This window comes from Ruegeria sp. BE3, assembly GCF_056538865.1.
On the sequence record NZ_JBQFTW010000005.1, the window covers coordinates 251,786 to 266,667 of the forward strand.

The following is a 14,882-nucleotide window of genomic DNA, read 5'->3' on the forward strand; positions in this document are numbered from 1 at the left end:
AACTTCAGAGGGCAAAAGCTAATGTGCGGAATTGTCGGACTATTCCTTAAAGACCAGTCACTTGCGCCCCAATTGGGTTCGATGCTGACGGACATGCTGGTCACGATGACCGACCGGGGCCCGGACAGCGCAGGTATTGCAATTTATGGCGCCGAGGCGAACGGCGCTGCGAAACTAACGGTGCAGTCGGATTCACCCGACGAGGATTTTCGGACCCTTGCGGCAGATCTTGAGGCCGCGATTGGAACAAAAGTTTCCTTGCGGTCGAATGACACTCATGCCGTTCTGGAATTGGACAGCACAAAGGTCGAGCAGGCGCGTCAGGCCGTGCGTGAGCTGCGCCCCGGACTGCGCGTAATGTCGGACGGCGCGACGATTGAAATCTACAAAGAGGTCGGCCTGCCCAAGGACGTGGCGGAGCGGTTCAACGTCTCGACCATGAGCGGTAGCCATGGCATCGGCCATACGCGGATGGCAACTGAATCTGCCGTGACCACCGAGGGGGCACACCCGTTCAACACCGGCTCGGATCAATGCCTCGTGCACAATGGGTCGCTGTCGAACCACAATGCGCTGCGCCGCAAGCTTAAGCGCGAAGGCGTTCGCGTTGAATCGATGAATGATACCGAGGTTGGTGCAGCTTACCTGACCTGGAAGATGCAGAACGGCGCAACTCTGGGTGAGGCGTTGGAAAGCAGCCTGGAAGATCTGGACGGGTTCTTCACTTTCGTCGTCGGCACAAAAGACGGGTTCGGCGTGGTCCGTGACCCGATCGCCTGTAAACCGGCCGTTATGGCCGAGACTGACCAATATGTCGCCTTTGGCAGTGAGTACCGCGCGCTGGTTAACCTGCCCGGTATCGAAGACGCCCGCGTCTGGGAACCTGAACCTTCGACCGTCTATTTCTGGAGCCACTAAGATGCAGACTTACGATGTTGCAGAAAGCGGCCTGCGTGGTTTGAACTCGACCCTTCAGGCGCAAAGTAAAGAGACCAATCAAACCAGCTGGGAAGTCCAGAACCCCAAGGGCAGTCACGCCATCGCGGTGGGTCTGGACGCGCCGATTGAGGTCACCGTCAAAGGCTCGACCGGGTATTATTGCGCAGGCATGAACCAACAGGCGACCATCAAGGTCGAAGGTTCGGTGGGTCCGGGTGTTGCTGAAAACATGATGTCGGGCACCGTGATCGTCGAAGGCGATGCCAGTCAATATGCCGGGGCGACCGGGCATGGCGGTTTGCTGGTGATCAAGGGCAATGCCAGCTCGCGCTGTGGGATTTCCATGAAAGGGATCGATATCGTCGTCTATGGCAATATCGGCCACATGTCGGCGTTCATGGCACAGGCAGGCAATCTGGTTGTTTGTGGCGATGCGGGCGATGCGCTTGGTGACTCGCTGTATGAGGCGCGGCTGTTCGTGCGCGGCTCGGTCAAAAGTCTGGGCGCGGATTGCATCGAGAAAGAGATGCGGTCCGAACATCTGGAACTGCTGGCCGACCTTCTGGAACGCGCCGGAACGGATGCGAAGCCGGAGGAATTCAAGCGCTATGGCTCGGCCCGTCAGCTCTATAATTTCGACGTCGACAACGCAGCCGCTTACTGAGGACGAAGGGTATGAAAGATATGGATCAGACCATCCCCCGCACCATGCCGATTCAGTCGGCGACGTTTACCAACCCGATCAACGCTGAAATCCGGCGGGCCGCGGCGACCGGCATTTATGACATTCGCGGTGGCGGAGCCAAACGCAAGGTGCCCCATTTTGACGACTTGCTGTTTCTCGGGGCCTCGGTTTCGCGCTATCCACTGGAAGGGTATCGCGAGCGGTGCGATACCTCGGTGACGCTGGGCACACGCTTTGCCAAGAAGCCCATCGAACTGGACATTCCCGTCACCATTGCGGGCATGAGCTTTGGCGCTCTGTCGGGTCCGGCGAAGGAAGCTCTGGGTCGTGGCGCGTCGATGGCTGGAACGTCGACCACCACCGGCGACGGCGGTATGACGCCCGAAGAACGCGGCCATTCGTCCAAGCTGGTCTATCAGTACCTGCCGTCGCGCTATGGCATGAACCCGAACGATCTGCGCAAGGCGGATGCGATTGAGGTTGTTGTCGGTCAGGGTGCGAAGCCCGGCGGCGGCGGTATGCTGCTGGGTCAGAAGATCAGTGACCGCGTGGCTGAGATGCGCACGTTGCCCAAGGGTATCGATCAGCGTTCGGCCTGTCGCCACCCGGATTGGACCGGGCCGGATGACCTGGAAATCAAGATCCTCGAACTGCGTGAGATCACCGACTGGCAGGTGCCGATCTACGTGAAAGTCGGTGCGACCCGGCCCTATTACGATACAGCGCTGGCCGTGAAAGCCGGGGCTGACGTGGTGGTGATGGACGGGATGCAGGGCGGTACAGCCGCAACGCAGGATGTGTTCATCGAACATGTTGGCATTCCCACGCTGGCCTGTATCCGCCCCGCGGTTCAGGCCCTGCAGGACTTGGGCGTGCATCGTGAAGTGCAGCTTGTGATCTCGGGCGGTATCCGCACCGGTGCCGATGTGGCCAAAGCCATGGCTCTGGGTGCGGATGCGGTGGCTATTGGTACTGCGGCCCTGATCGCTTTGGGTGACAACGACCCGAAATGGGAGAGCGAGTACCAGAAACTCGGCACCACCACCGGCGCGTATGATGACTGGCACGAAGGGCAGGACCCGGCGGGCATCACCACGCAGGACCCGGAACTGGCCGCGCGTCTTGACCCTATCGAGGCTGGGCGTCGCCTGCGCAACTACCTGAAGGTGATAACGCTTGAGGCGCAGACCATCGCGCGTGCTTGCGGCCACAATCACCTGCACAATCTGGAACCCGAGGACCTGTGTGCCCTGACCATGGAGGCCGCCGCCATGGCGCGTGTGCCGCTGGCGGGTACCGACTGGTACCCGGGCAAGGCAGGGTTCTGATCGACACATGAGACCAAGGCGCGGCCCGAAAGGGCGGCGCCTTTCTTCTATTGAGACATATCAACAGGGAAAGGGAAGCCGACCATGACGATAGATCTGGCTGCTTTCGCCAAAGAAAAAGGCGTCAAATACTTCATGATTTCGTTCACCGATCTGTTTGGTGGACAGCGGGCCAAGCTGGTGCCCGCACAGGCCATCGCCGACATGCAGGAGGACGGTGCGGGCTTTGCTGGCTTCGCCACGTATCTCGACATGACCCCGGCGCATCCGGATATGTTGGCGGTGCCCGATCCGTCCTCGGTCATTCAGTTGCCCTGGAAGCCCGAGGTTGCCTGGGTGGCCGGAAACTGTGTGATGGAGGGCAAGGACGTGGCGCAGGCCCCGCGCAACGTGCTGCGCCGCTTGATTGACGAGGCCGCTGCAGAAGGCATGCATGTCAAAACGGGTATCGAAGCGGAATTCTTCCTGCTGACCCCGGATGGCGAGCAAATCAGTGACCCGTTCGATACGGCGGAGAAGCCTTGTTACGATCAACAGGCCGTCATGCGCCGCTATGATGTGGTGCGCGAGATTTGCGACTACATGCTGGAACTGGGCTGGGGCCCGTATCAGAACGACCACGAAGACGCCAACGGACAGTTCGAAATGAACTGGGAGTTTGACGATGTTCTGAAGACTGCTGACAAGCATTCGTTCTTCAAGTTCATGACCAAATCGGTGGCTGAAAAGCACGGCTTGCGCGCCACCTTCATGCCCAAACCCGTGGAGGGGCTGACCGGCAACGGCTGCCACGCCCATATCTCGGTCTGGGATGCGCCGGGCGCGGATGCCAAAACCAACGTGTTCGCCGGCGAAGGCGAAGGCCCCACCGGCGAGGTCGGTCTGGGTGAGCAGGGCAAGTATTTCCTCGGCGGTATCATGAAACATGCCAGCGCGCTGGCGGCGATCACCAACCCCACGGTGAACTCCTATAAACGTATCAACGCGCCGCGGACCATGTCGGGGGCGACCTGGGCCCCCAACACCGTGACCTGGACCGGTAACAATCGCACCCACATGGTGCGTGTCCCTGGCCCCGGTCGGTTCGAACTGCGCCTGCCCGATGGTGCCACCAACCCCTACCTGTTGCAGGCGGTGATCATCGCCGCCGGCCTCTCCGGCATCCGCTCGAAGGCTGATCCGGGCCGTCGCTATGACATCGACATGTATGCCGAGGGCCATACGGTCACCGATGCGCCAAAGCTGCCTCTTAACATGCTGGATGCGCTGCGTGATTACGACAAGGATACAGAGTTGAAGGCGGCCATGGGCCAGGAGTTCTCGGCAGCATATCTGAAGATGAAACATCAGGAATGGAACTCCTTCGTCTCTCACTTCTCAAGATGGGAAAAAGAACACACGCTCGATATCTGATCCTGTTTGGGCGGCGCAAATTCACGCAGATTTACGCCGCAATCAGACCATCCATGTCGCCGGAGTGTTCGCCTACACTCCGGCGTTCCTGTTTCAATCGATCATCTTTTGTGAGGTGGCGCATGATCGATACCCGATTGACCCGTCTTTTCGGGCTGACCTGTCCCGTTGTTCTGGCGCCGACGCCGGGACTTGCCGACGGGTCATTGGCTGCGGCAGTCGCACGGGCGGGTGGCTTGGGGCTGATCGGTGCTGGGGAACGCGATGCGGACTGGATCGAACGCCAGTTTCAAGCCGCAGGAAATGAGCCGGTGGGCTGCGGGTTCACGACCTCGCATCTGGCAAAATCGCCCGAGCTGTTGGACATGGTTCTGGCACGGCGTCCTCGCGCAGTTTTCCTTTCTCATAGCGACCCACGTCCGTTTGCACCCCGGATTGCACAAGCCAATGTCCCGTTGATTTGTCAGGTCCTAGATTTGCAAGGCGCCGCGTTGGCCGTTGAGGCGGGTGCTGACGTAGTGGTGGCGCAAAGTAGCGTATCATCGGAGAAATCAGGAGCACGTACGACGTTTGCCTTGTTGCCCGAAGTCGCGGATTTCCTGTATCGCGAGGCGCATGACACCCTGCTGTTGGCTGCCGGAGCCATTGCCGATTCCCGCGGGCTGGCAGCCGCTTTGGTAATGGGCGCGGATGGTGTTGTCATGGGCGCTCGACTTTGGGCCAGTGAAGAAGGGCAAGTTCATTCAGACTTAGCCAAGGTCGTCCTGCATGCGACCGGAGATGATAGGGTTCAGGCCTTGAACTCAGACGAAAACCAGCCTGAGCCTGTGGTCGCACCCACTTTGCGTAACTTACATGCGACGATACCTGTTGGCGAAGGGATAGGTCTGATCAGAGACATGCCGCCGGTAGGGGATATCCTGAATACAATAACGCAAAAGGCCGAGCGGTTGATGGTGCACGCGCAGCGCAAGGTGATCCCGTAGGGCTTGCCGGGATCGCGCAGCGCAAAGCCCGCTTGAGTTCGGTATTCGAAGCCCTGTTGAACATGTGCTGCTTGATTCGAAGAGGTCGGCCGAAAAATTCTGGCGATTGTATTGAGTTTTGCTCAGCGAAATTGCGAAAACGTCATAATTGTCGAGCGGATTCAGGGTATTTTTTGCGAATCATGCAAATTTACGTGACGCATTCGTAAAAAATAATAGACAAGGTGCGTTTTTCGCAGTTCATTGCTGGCAGACACTACGAAAACGCTCGGCCGCAGAGCCGTGGTGTCGATTTCGAAACCCTATGTCAGGAACTTGAACGATGAAGCCAATCAATTCGTTGCTTGAGTCTTTCTTCGAAGAAACCACTCCAAAACGTGGCCTGCCCGCTGCGGCCTATAAGGATGCAGAATTCTGGCGGGCCGAATGTACCTCGGTCTTTACACGCAACTGGGTTTGTGTCGGGTTCGCACATGAGCTGCGTGCTGCAGGGGATGCTGTCCCGGTCACGGTGGCTGAACATCCCTTGCTGCTCATCCGTAACACTGCAGGCGAGATACGGGCTTTTCACAACATTTGCCGTCACCGTTGTCTGACCCTGGTCGATGCGCCCAAAAATGTGGGTAAGCTCATCCGCTGCCCTTATCATGCCTGGGCCTATGATCTGGACGGACAGCTGCGTGCTGCGCCTCATTTCGGTGGTGCAAACGATCATCAGGCCGAAGGGTTCGACAAGAAACGAAACAGCCTGGTCCCCGTGCGCAGCCATGTCTGGAAAGATTGGATCTTCGTCAATCTCGACGGTAACGCGCCAGATTTTGACGAGTATTCCGCCACCATTCAGGGCCGTTTGGAGGGGATGGACTGGGACAAGTTGGAATGCATCGGAACGCTCGATTTCGGCGAGATTGCCTGTAACTGGAAGTTCATCATGGAGAATTTCATCGAGCCTTACCATGTCCAGTTCGTGCATTCCTCGACCACGGATCAGCCATTGGAAGACCACTATACGATCGTCGACGGCAACTGCATGGGCAGTGCGGTTGATCTGGAGGAAGAGATCGGGACATCGGGCAGCCTGGGTGTCAGCTCGCGCTATCTGACGCTCTATCCGAACTTCATTCTGGGCCGGTATTTTCCGGACCAGATGGGGGTCTATCTGAATATCCCCACCGGCCCCGGCACAATGATGCAGAAGCGGGCGCTTTACACCACAGAAGGGCAGGCGCTGACACAGGACGAGATCGAAGGCCTGAAGCAGCTGTGGTGGGATGTGCACAAAGAAGATCATGAGATGACCGAACGGCTGCAGCTGGGACGGGCCTCATCCATCTCGGATGAAGGCGGCGTGCTGTCTCCGGCATGGGAGGACAGCGTGCGCGCGTTCCAGGAAATGGTGGCGCGGGATGTGACCGCCACCGAAAACCACTGAATTGAGGAGAAAACCGTGACCGATAATATCAGCAGCGGGTTCCGCCTTGCTCATACGATGATGCGGGTGATGGATATGGAAAAATCGCTGGAGTTCTATTGCGGGATCTTGGGGATGCAGGTCCTGCGCCGCACTGATTACCACGAAGGCAAATTCACGAACACGTTCATCGGCTATGGCCCCGAGGCGGAATTCCCGACGCTGGAACTGACCGCAAACTGGGATCAGGAAGAGTCGTATGACCACGGCAATAGCTGGGGCCATATCTGCATCGAAACCCCGGATGTCTACAAGGCGTGTGAGGATCTGGCAGCTGCCGGGGTGAATATCACACGCCCGCCGGGGCCGATGAAGAACGGCACTCGCGTCATCGCGTTCTGCGAAGACCCGGACGGCTACAAGGTTGAACTGAACGAATCCATTCTGAAACATCTGGCCAAGGAAGGGTCCTGATCCATGGGCGATAAACCACAGCTATTCAAATTCGATCTGGTCGAGGATCGCTACAACGCGATGGGCGACAGCGACACGTATATCAAGCCGATGGTGACCAGCGAATTCAGCAAGACCATGTGCGGCGGCATCAATGTGCTCAACAACATCAAGGTGCCATGGGACCTGACCTGTGACGAGATCATCTATTGCCTGGAAGGCACCTTCCGGCTGGTCTGCGATGGCGAAGAATATATCTGCAACCGCGGCGACGTTCTGTTCGTACCCAAGGACAACCACATCTCATACGAAGCAGATGAGAAGTGTGTGATCTTCTACGCTGCCTATCCGCATAACTGGAAACAACTGGCTGGGATCACCAAAGTTCCGGGCATCGATCCCGACGACTTCGTGGCGGGCTGAACGTCCGACGCTGCCTGAAGGCGGGTGTTCTTGTTCCTCTCTCAACGTCCGGGACACCCGCTTTCCCCATGGCGAGAACACCGCCCAATTCCAGACCGTCAGGTTCTGAGTTCCGAAACCTGACGGCCCCCCAACAGGAGGAAGCCAAGTGCCCAAAGACAATGCAAACAGCAAGATCTACTACGAAAGCTTTCAGGACGCGGTTGAACGCAACCGTCCCAAAATCCCCGCCGTCAAAAAGCAGTTAGAGGAGGCAGGCGTCAAATATGTGATGGGGGCCTGGATCGACCTGCATGGCATCCCCAAAACCAAGCCTGTCCCGATGAGCGATTTCGAAGAGCTGTGCCTGGGCAAAGGGCCACAATTCGCGGTGCATTCGATTTCCTATGTCCCCGAACTGAGCCCCGCCGACAGTGATCAGGTCGTGGTGCCGGATCTGGACGCGGTCTATATCTGCCCATGGGACACCTCGATGGCGATCATCTTTTCGGACCTCTACTGGGAAGATGCGCCCTATAATGTCTGCCCCCGCCAAGCACTGAAGCGCGCGATGCACGAGGCTGCGCAGGATGGCTATGTAGGCTATGCCGGAGTCGAACCCGAATTTATCGTGATGAAGTATGACGAGGCCGGTCAACCGGTGAAAGCCTTCGACAACGATCCGGCGGATGGCTTGCGCCCGCGTCGTCAGGCGTTTGGCTATGATGTGGAATATTCAGTCGACTCTATGCCGTTCCTGAAGGACATGATCGACATCATCGAAGGGCTGGGCTGGAACCTGCATGACGTGGTGGCTGAAGGCGCCTATTCTCAGTTCGAGCTTGATTTCCACTATACCAACATCCTGGAAATGTCCGACCGGCTGGCGTTCTTGCGGATTGTGTTGAAAGAGGTCGCCAAGAAACACGGTATGTTCGTAACCTTCATGCCGAAACCCACCGTGGGTGACTGGCGCTCAGGCGCACATATCAACATGTCGATGCAGCATGAAAGCCGCCCCGGCGAAAACATCTTCAAGACTGAGGATGGCGAGTGGTCGGAGGAAAGCCGTTACGCCGTCGGAGGCTTGATGCAGCACGCCGAGGCGATTACTGCGATTACCTGCCCGACTGTGAACTCGTATAACGGTTTGGTTCCACGCGTGGGTGGGTTCGAAGGCGGCACTGTCACATGGGCGCCGACCAACATCACCTTCGGGTACAACAATCGATCCGCCCAATTCCGCTTGCCGCAAAGCCGCCACTGCATTGAAAACCGCGCTTGCGACATGACGATGAATGTTTATCTGGCTATGGCGATGCACCTGACTTGTGCGGTTCAGGGGATCAAGAACAAGATCGATCCCGGCAAACCCACGGATTTCGACCTCTATTCCAAGACTGACAGTGAGCTGACCGAGCTTGGTATTCGCCGCCTGCCGCGCACCTTGTGGAACGCAATCGAAGCGTTGCGTCATGACGAGATGGCCGAACACGTGATGGGTCCGGTCATGCGCAAGTCCTATCTGGAGTACAAAAACGACGAGTGGGAGCGGTATCACCAATCTGTCACTGATTGGGAAGTGCAGGAATACCTAAGGCTCTACTGACCGAAACACGGATGGCCCCGGTGGTTTTCGGGGCCATTCTCAAATTAACAGCAGGGGTATCCATGGCACAGGAATTCCAGTTGCTCGAACTCGGCGACTTCCCACTTTTGTCAGGTGAGGTACTGAAGGGTGCCAAGCTCGCTTACCAAACCTATGGAACCCTGTCGCCCGCGCGGGATAACGTCGTCGTGCTGCCGACGTTTTATACCGGCACCAATTCCCGTAACGAGGGGTTCTTCGGCCCGGGCCGAGCCTTGGATCCGGCGCGGCATTTCATTGTCAGCCCGAACCTGTTCGGCAACGGGCGGTCATCTTCACCCTCGAACACACCTGCGCCGCAGGATGGCCCGCGATTTCCAATGGTGCAGATGTGGGACAATATCGCGGCACAGCATCGTTTGATCCACGACCATCTTGGTATCGAGCAGATCGCGCTGGTTGCAGGCTGGTCCATGGCCGGGTGCCAGTCGTACCAATGGGCAGCGCAATATCCCGATATGGTCAAGGCGATCCTGCCGTTTTGCGCCTCAGCCAAAACGTCGCCTCATAATTTTGTATTTCTCGAAGGCGTCAAAGCTGCGCTCTGCGCTGATCAAAGCTGGAACGGAGGCGATTACGATGAACCACCCGCGGCGGGGCTAAAAGCCTTTGGGCGGGTCTATGCAGGTTGGGCATTTTCCCAGACGTTTTATCGCGAAGGTCTGTATAAGCAGCTTGGCTTCAACACGATCGAAGACCTTCTGATTGACTGGGAGATCGATCATGCTGAGGGCTGGGACGCCAACAACCTTTTGGCCAAGCTGGCAACTTGGCAAGCTGGCGACATCTCAGCAGGCCCGCTTTACAATGGTGATTTCAAAGCGGCCCTTGGTGCGATCAAGGCCCGTGCAATCCTGATGCCATGCAAGCAGGATCTGTACTTCCCGCCAGAAGACAACGCCATCGAAGCGCAGCACATGCAGTATGCAGACTTCCGTCCCTATGACTCTCCTTGGGGTCACTGTGCCGCCAATCCGGGCAACGATGCAGGTTTCACCGCCTCGTTGGACTCGGGGATTCGAGAGCTTTTGCAGGAATAGTTCGCAAGAGGCATTTCGCCATTCAGGATATCATCGATGGAATGGTACTTCCGCGCGAAGACACCAGCTGTTTCCTGAAGGGTTTAGAAGGGATTTTCCGGACCGAAAGAGATCATGCACATATCAGGCAAGGAAAATCAGGAGCTGATTGAAGCGCTGGTTAAAGCCTGAAATCCACAGCATAGCCCTCGCGTTTACGGGAAATCGGTTTGAAATCTTTGAGGGTTCAGCCCTATGATCCAAGCAATGCTGGCCTGATACAACAAGAGGACGCCCCGTGAATTTATCGCGAAACTCAGAAACGGACAGGCCGTCCCGCCAACGGGGCACTCATTCGGTCGGAGAGCGATTGAACAGCGAGATCGTTCAGATGCTCGAACTCGACGGGCGAATGCCATTTTCAGAGATCGCGCAGAAGCTTGATGTTTCCGAGGGCACAGTACGTAATCGTGTCAACGCCATGAAAGAGGCTGGCCTGCTTCGGATCGTTGCGATCACCGATCCCACAGCTTCGGAATATAAGGCGGATGCCATGATCTGCTTGAAGGTTGCGCCGGGTACGACCCCGCAAACCGTCGCGGATCGACTGGGTGAAGTGACCAGCGTGGTTTACATTCTCTGGGTTACGGGACGATTTGATCTGATGGTTGAACTGGTCTGTGACGAGCCCGATGATCTTGCGACCTTTTTGGAAGAGCACATTCACGGCGTTGAGGATATCGTGGATGCCGAGGTGATGCTGGGCCTCAAGAATTTCAAGAATCAGTTTCTGCTCAAGCGTAATTTGGAACCGCGGTCCTAGGATCAGGGCGGCACAGCTATGTTCTGCATTTCATTTCGGTTCTGCTGAGCTTTTGAATGCATCAGGGTTTTGAGCTCCCATTAACATTTAGATTGCCGGGTGATGGGATGAGTTCTTCCTCATTGTTCAAATCAATGCTGCCCAGATTAAAAACCGACCAAGCTTGGCGGACAAAATGATCTTGCCGGCCCGATAGATCGCCTGACGTCAGCCTGATGGCAGCACATCATCGCTGCCGACCCGCATCGAATTCTTGGCACGCCGGTCGCTGATCGGCGTGACGCCAAAAGTTTCCCGATAATGCCGCATGAACGCGCCGGGGGTTGCGTAGCCGACCATATAAGCCACCTCTGCAATCGGGTCGTTTGTATACAGTACCAGCTGTCGCGCCTGGTTCATTCGCATCCTGCGGTAATAGCTGAGCGGGCTTTGACCGGTCGCTTTTTTGAACCCGCGCTCAAGTGAGCGTGCTGACAGGCCGACCGCATCGGCCACTTCACTGATCTGGATGGGGTTTTCGATATGTTCTGCAAAGTGCTGAATAGCCCGTGCCACCTGTTTCGGAAGCAAATCCTGACTCTTGGCGGTCGAGAGCGCCGGAACTTTTTGTGACATGGCGGCGCTGCGGATGAAAGGGTGCTGAAACCAGCACGCAACTTCGGCCATGATGTCGTCGCCTAGGTGGTCTTCGATCAACGTCAGCATATGGTCAAACACGGCTGATGCACCAGAGATGGTTGTGAAGGCACCTTCCGTACAAATTACGGTGTCTGTGATCGGAATCTCGGGAAACTCGGCCTGAAAGGCGGCCTCATAACACCAGTGGACAGATAGGGGCTGATCTCCGGTCAACCGGGTTCTGGCCAAAGGAAATACACCGCCGCTGATCGCGCCAAGCTGCGTTTTGTCGCTCAGCAGCCTTTGCAGGGCCGCGTTCGCTTTGGAGGGGTATTCGAACACACTGTTGGGGCTTGCGGTAAACAGCAAATGATCCAGGGCTTTCACGTCAGCCAAAGCGCAATGCGGCGAAAATGTTACTCCGGCAGAGGACTGCACAGGCGCATTTTTTTCAGCAACCACTGTCCAGCGGAATACATTCTGCCCTGAAATCTCGTTGGCGGCCCGCAGGGGCTCGATACACGAGGTCAGGCAAGCCATGGGGAATCCCGGAAAGATCAGGATGCCAAGAGATGTGGTATGTGCTTTCTCCGCCATTTTCCGATCACAAAATCACAATTCCTGCGACCGGCCATCGGATCGAAAGATTGATTGTGAAGCTGTATCCTGATGTCATTTCGGTTGGCCCAACAGATGTTGCTCAATCAATTGGAAAGCATATCCGATATGGATTTTCTGTATATATCCGACTGCCGCGATATCTTTACGTTCCAACGCCATCAATAAATCGGATGTTTCCCGGGTCAGTGCATCATATGCGTCAGACCCTACCAGTTGCTCCATGCGGTGCCAAACACTGGTCGCTTGAAAATAGGCCTGGTTCCAGAACTCGCGCAGTGTCGAATTGCCGATCAATGATGTGATCAACGCCTGAAGGCGCTGGTTAAGTTTCACGAACTCCTGAGAGTCAAGCCGTTCCCGCAGCGCCAGGGCGCATTCATGAATCGACCGGATCTCTTCCTGATGATGGATTTCGATAGAGGTTGGTGACAGTTCTCCGATCAGACCGGCCAGCACCATCCTCACTTCATAGAGATGGCGTATACGCTTGCCCGAAAGCTCAATGACAACTGTCCCGACACCATTGCGTGTTTCGACCAGACCTAAATGCCCGATACGCTGAATTGCATCCCGGACCGGAGTTCTGCTGACGCCGAACTCCTTAGCGAGCGCGGCTTCTTTCAGCTGATCGCCGGGCCGGTAATGCGCAAAGCAGATACGTTCAAGAATTTGCTCCTGAATCTGGTCAACTGTGACCTTGGCAGGTGCATCGATCTGTCGTTCGGTAATAATCAAGTATCGGAGCCTTCCGCGTGAGCTGAGTTCGATTTTAGTGGGCTGTATACATCTTATTTCAGTCGATGTTGAGATTTAAGCTGCAAATCAGAGATCAGCCCCTGACTTCATGCAGATAAAGCAAGACCCAACCCGTATACTTTCATAGATCGGACAACCCCTCTTTCAGATTTGTCAGCAACCCAGAAGATTCCATATGCATGCGAAGGCGCTGATTGTAGCCGCCGGGCGTGTTCAGTGACTGGACCAGCTGTCGGCAGCTTGGCGCGGAAATCAGGCTTGATCCGACAAGCGTGCGCAGAAAGGCTTCGCCTTGTTCGGTGTCCTGCACTTGCTGACCAAGCCAGTCACCTGCGCCTTGAACCATAAAGACAGCTGGCGACAACACGGCCTGCGCAGCCAGATAGGCGTTCAGTTCGGCAACATTATTCATCTGAAATACCGAATTTCGTGCGCCGAACAGGTCATCCACAATAGATGTATCGCCAAGCACCAGAATTGGAGAGCCGCCAACTGCAATCCCCGGAAATGGGATCATGTTGGCCACTGCGCGGGCAGGGGCAACCATGTCCGTCAGTTCTTCCAGCGTAGGGCCGGTCATAAGTGAAATGACTTGCTGATCCGGCAGGAACTTTAGGCCTTCAAGCACGGGGTGAGCCTGTTCAGCTAGCAAGCCCAGAAAATGACGTCGCTTGCGTCGATCACGTTCTGATTGTCTGCGACCGTCACGTTTGAGAACTTACGGGCCAAACCGGCAGACTGCGTTTCACCGCGGCGGGATACAGTGATCTGATGACCATCAGCCGCCATTCCTTCGACGACTGCTACTGCGATGGTACCAGTGCCGATAACTCCAATTTTCATCAGATAACTATCCTTGTGTTGGCGTTGCAGGGATGCCTTGTCAGTCTGATATGTCTATCAGGCCCACAGAACACTTCTTGTGAAAGCTTGCTTCAAGCGTTCGATTCAACCTCGTGCGTGAGCAGGTATATGCAGATCAGACGGTACTCGTATCCGATGTGGACGCGTTGAATGTGTCCAATTGCAGTTATGTCGTCTTGCTCCAGCGCAGCGAGCAACTCCTTGGTTTCAATCATGAGGGCGTCATAAACCTCCTGCCCAACGGTTTTCTCCATACGGTGCCACACGCTGGATGCTTGAACATGAGCCTGGTTCCAGAGCTCCCGAAGTATCGCGTTGCCTATCAATGAGCCTATCAGCGTCTGCGACTGCTGGTTCAGGGCAACAAATTTCTGCGCGTCGCCGTTTTCGCAAAGCGCGATGGCCTTGCGGTGGATCAGACGCGCTTCGTCACAGTGTTGTTGCGTAATGGTGGCCGGGGAAAGCTCGCCGACGACCGAGGCCAGCGCCAGCCGGACCTCATAGAGATGTCGGATGCGTTCGTCGGACAACGCGATAACGACCGTGCCAACCCCGTTCCGGGTTTCGACCAGCCCGAGATGAGCGATTCGTGCCAGTGCGTCGCGCACGGGTGTACGACTGACACCAAATTCTCTGGCTAAGGTCGCCTCCTTCAGTTGGTCGTTCGGGCGATATTGAGCAACGCAAATGCGTTGAAGAATCTGATCCTGAATTTGAGCAACCGACAGTTTGTTCTGCATCTTACACTGTGGCGCATCCTTTCCCATGTTCTTCAACCTTCTCGTGGCTCTCAAGACCGTCTCAAAAAGCATCTACAGCTTGGAACGCCGTCCTTGATGCCTGTCTTTCTGAGCACATCCCGGGCCATGGGTTGGTAGGAACAGGTTGCGGTTTTAGCTGCATTTTCGGGGTCATT

General features: G+C 56.3%; 16 protein-coding genes. 11 read left to right on the forward strand and 5 right to left on the reverse strand.

Annotation, left to right across the window (positions count from 1 at the left end; all coding sequences use genetic code 11):
* Positions 1 to 21 precede the first annotated feature (21 nt).
* The 11 genes from ACR0AZ_RS14145 to ACR0AZ_RS14195 all read left to right on the forward strand — a co-directional run bounded on the left by ACR0AZ_RS14145 (position 22) and on the right by ACR0AZ_RS14195 (position 11,107).
* Positions 22 to 918 carry a class II glutamine amidotransferase gene (locus ACR0AZ_RS14145; RefSeq protein ID WP_480667705.1) on the forward strand — a complete coding sequence of 299 codons (897 nt, stop codon included), beginning with the start codon at positions 22 to 24 and terminating at the stop codon, positions 916 to 918.
* 1 nt (position 919) lies between these two features.
* Positions 920 to 1,603, forward strand: coding sequence for a protein GlxC (locus ACR0AZ_RS14150; RefSeq protein ID WP_480667706.1), 684 nt, complete (start codon positions 920 to 922; stop codon positions 1,601 to 1,603).
* 20 nt (positions 1,604 to 1,623) lie between these two features.
* Positions 1,624 to 2,952, forward strand: coding sequence for an FMN-binding glutamate synthase family protein (locus tag ACR0AZ_RS14155; protein WP_480667713.1), 1,329 nt, complete (start codon positions 1,624 to 1,626; stop codon positions 2,950 to 2,952).
* A gap of 84 nt (positions 2,953 to 3,036) precedes the next feature.
* On the forward strand, positions 3,037 to 4,365 hold the full coding sequence (gene glnT / locus ACR0AZ_RS14160; RefSeq protein ID WP_480472088.1) for a type III glutamate--ammonia ligase: 1,329 nt from the start codon (positions 3,037 to 3,039) through the stop codon (positions 4,363 to 4,365).
* 365 nt (positions 4,366 to 4,730) lie between these two features.
* A complete protein-coding gene (locus ACR0AZ_RS14165; protein ID WP_480472087.1) occupies positions 4,731 to 5,351 on the forward strand; it encodes a nitronate monooxygenase in 621 nt (206 codons plus the stop codon).
* 322 nt (positions 5,352 to 5,673) lie between these two features.
* Positions 5,674 to 6,783 carry an aromatic ring-hydroxylating oxygenase subunit alpha gene (locus ACR0AZ_RS14170; RefSeq protein ID WP_480472086.1) on the forward strand — a complete coding sequence of 370 codons (1,110 nt, stop codon included), beginning with the start codon at positions 5,674 to 5,676 and terminating at the stop codon, positions 6,781 to 6,783.
* A gap of 15 nt (positions 6,784 to 6,798) precedes the next feature.
* Entirely contained in the window at positions 6,799 to 7,236 is a 438-nt protein-coding gene (gloA, locus tag ACR0AZ_RS14175) for a lactoylglutathione lyase (RefSeq protein ID WP_480472085.1), read from the forward strand.
* Between the two features lie 3 nt (positions 7,237 to 7,239).
* Positions 7,240 to 7,638, forward strand: a complete 399-nt coding sequence (locus ACR0AZ_RS14180; RefSeq protein WP_480472084.1) for a cupin domain-containing protein — start codon at positions 7,240 to 7,242, stop codon at positions 7,636 to 7,638.
* A gap of 148 nt (positions 7,639 to 7,786) precedes the next feature.
* Complete coding sequence (locus ACR0AZ_RS14185) at positions 7,787 to 9,226, forward strand: glutamine synthetase family protein (protein ID WP_480472083.1); 1,440 nt, start codon at positions 7,787 to 7,789, stop codon at positions 9,224 to 9,226.
* 62 nt (positions 9,227 to 9,288) lie between these two features.
* Positions 9,289 to 10,305: an alpha/beta fold hydrolase gene (locus ACR0AZ_RS14190; RefSeq protein ID WP_480667707.1), complete on the forward strand. Its 1,017-nt coding sequence runs from the start codon at positions 9,289 to 9,291 to the stop codon at positions 10,303 to 10,305.
* A gap of 349 nt (positions 10,306 to 10,654) precedes the next feature.
* Complete coding sequence (locus ACR0AZ_RS14195; RefSeq protein ID WP_480472081.1) at positions 10,655 to 11,107, forward strand: Lrp/AsnC family transcriptional regulator; 453 nt, start codon at positions 10,655 to 10,657, stop codon at positions 11,105 to 11,107.
* A gap of 207 nt (positions 11,108 to 11,314) precedes the next feature.
* Here ACR0AZ_RS14195 and ACR0AZ_RS14200 read toward each other — a convergent pair whose 3' ends face one another.
* The 5 genes from ACR0AZ_RS14200 to ACR0AZ_RS14220 all read right to left on the reverse strand — a co-directional run bounded on the left by ACR0AZ_RS14200 (position 11,315) and on the right by ACR0AZ_RS14220 (position 14,706).
* On the reverse strand, positions 11,315 to 12,322 hold the full coding sequence (locus ACR0AZ_RS14200) for a GlxA family transcriptional regulator (RefSeq protein ID WP_480472080.1): 1,008 nt from the start codon (positions 12,320 to 12,322) through the stop codon (positions 11,315 to 11,317).
* A 75-nt stretch (positions 12,323 to 12,397) separates the two neighbouring features.
* Positions 12,398 to 13,081 (reverse strand): GntR family transcriptional regulator, encoded by a 684-nt coding sequence (locus tag ACR0AZ_RS14205; protein ID WP_480472079.1) that lies wholly within the window; start codon positions 13,079 to 13,081, stop codon positions 12,398 to 12,400.
* Between the two features lie 142 nt (positions 13,082 to 13,223).
* Positions 13,224 to 13,682, reverse strand: a complete 459-nt coding sequence (locus ACR0AZ_RS14210; RefSeq protein ID WP_480667708.1) for a pyrroline-5-carboxylate reductase — start codon at positions 13,680 to 13,682, stop codon at positions 13,224 to 13,226.
* Positions 13,683 to 13,747: 65 nt separating this feature from the next.
* Positions 13,748 to 13,945, reverse strand: a complete 198-nt coding sequence (locus ACR0AZ_RS14215) for an NAD(P)-binding domain-containing protein (RefSeq protein ID WP_480667709.1) — start codon at positions 13,943 to 13,945, stop codon at positions 13,748 to 13,750.
* A gap of 92 nt (positions 13,946 to 14,037) precedes the next feature.
* Entirely contained in the window at positions 14,038 to 14,706 is a 669-nt protein-coding gene (locus tag ACR0AZ_RS14220) for a GntR family transcriptional regulator (protein ID WP_480667710.1), read from the reverse strand.
* Between the last annotated feature and the right edge of the window lie 176 nt (positions 14,707 to 14,882).

What these genes read in the sequence shown, in the direction of transcription:
- ACR0AZ_RS14145 (WP_480667705.1), top strand. Translation starts at nt 22, where the DNA reads ATGTGCGGAATTGTCGGACTATTCCTTAAAGACCAGTCACTTGCGCCC.
- ACR0AZ_RS14150 (WP_480667706.1), top strand. Translation starts at nt 920, where the DNA reads ATGCAGACTTACGATGTTGCAGAAAGCGGCCTGCGTGGTTTGAACTCG.
- ACR0AZ_RS14155 (WP_480667713.1), top strand. Translation starts at nt 1,624, where the DNA reads ATGGATCAGACCATCCCCCGCACCATGCCGATTCAGTCGGCGACGTTT.
- glnT (WP_480472088.1), top strand. Translation starts at nt 3,037, where the DNA reads ATGACGATAGATCTGGCTGCTTTCGCCAAAGAAAAAGGCGTCAAATAC.
- ACR0AZ_RS14165 (WP_480472087.1), top strand. Translation starts at nt 4,731, where the DNA reads ATGGTTCTGGCACGGCGTCCTCGCGCAGTTTTCCTTTCTCATAGCGAC.
- ACR0AZ_RS14170 (WP_480472086.1), top strand. Translation starts at nt 5,674, where the DNA reads ATGAAGCCAATCAATTCGTTGCTTGAGTCTTTCTTCGAAGAAACCACT.
- ACR0AZ_RS14180 (WP_480472084.1), top strand. Translation starts at nt 7,240, where the DNA reads ATGGGCGATAAACCACAGCTATTCAAATTCGATCTGGTCGAGGATCGC.
- ACR0AZ_RS14190 (WP_480667707.1), top strand. Translation starts at nt 9,289, where the DNA reads ATGGCACAGGAATTCCAGTTGCTCGAACTCGGCGACTTCCCACTTTTG.
- ACR0AZ_RS14200 (WP_480472080.1), bottom strand. Translation starts at nt 12,322, where the DNA reads ATGGCGGAGAAAGCACATACCACATCTCTTGGCATCCTGATCTTTCCG.
- ACR0AZ_RS14210 (WP_480667708.1), bottom strand. Translation starts at nt 13,682, where the DNA reads ATGACCGGCCCTACGCTGGAAGAACTGACGGACATGGTTGCCCCTGCC.
- ACR0AZ_RS14215 (WP_480667709.1), bottom strand. Translation starts at nt 13,945, where the DNA reads ATGAAAATTGGAGTTATCGGCACTGGTACCATCGCAGTAGCAGTCGTC.
- ACR0AZ_RS14220 (WP_480667710.1), bottom strand. Translation starts at nt 14,706, where the DNA reads ATGCAGAACAAACTGTCGGTTGCTCAAATTCAGGATCAGATTCTTCAA.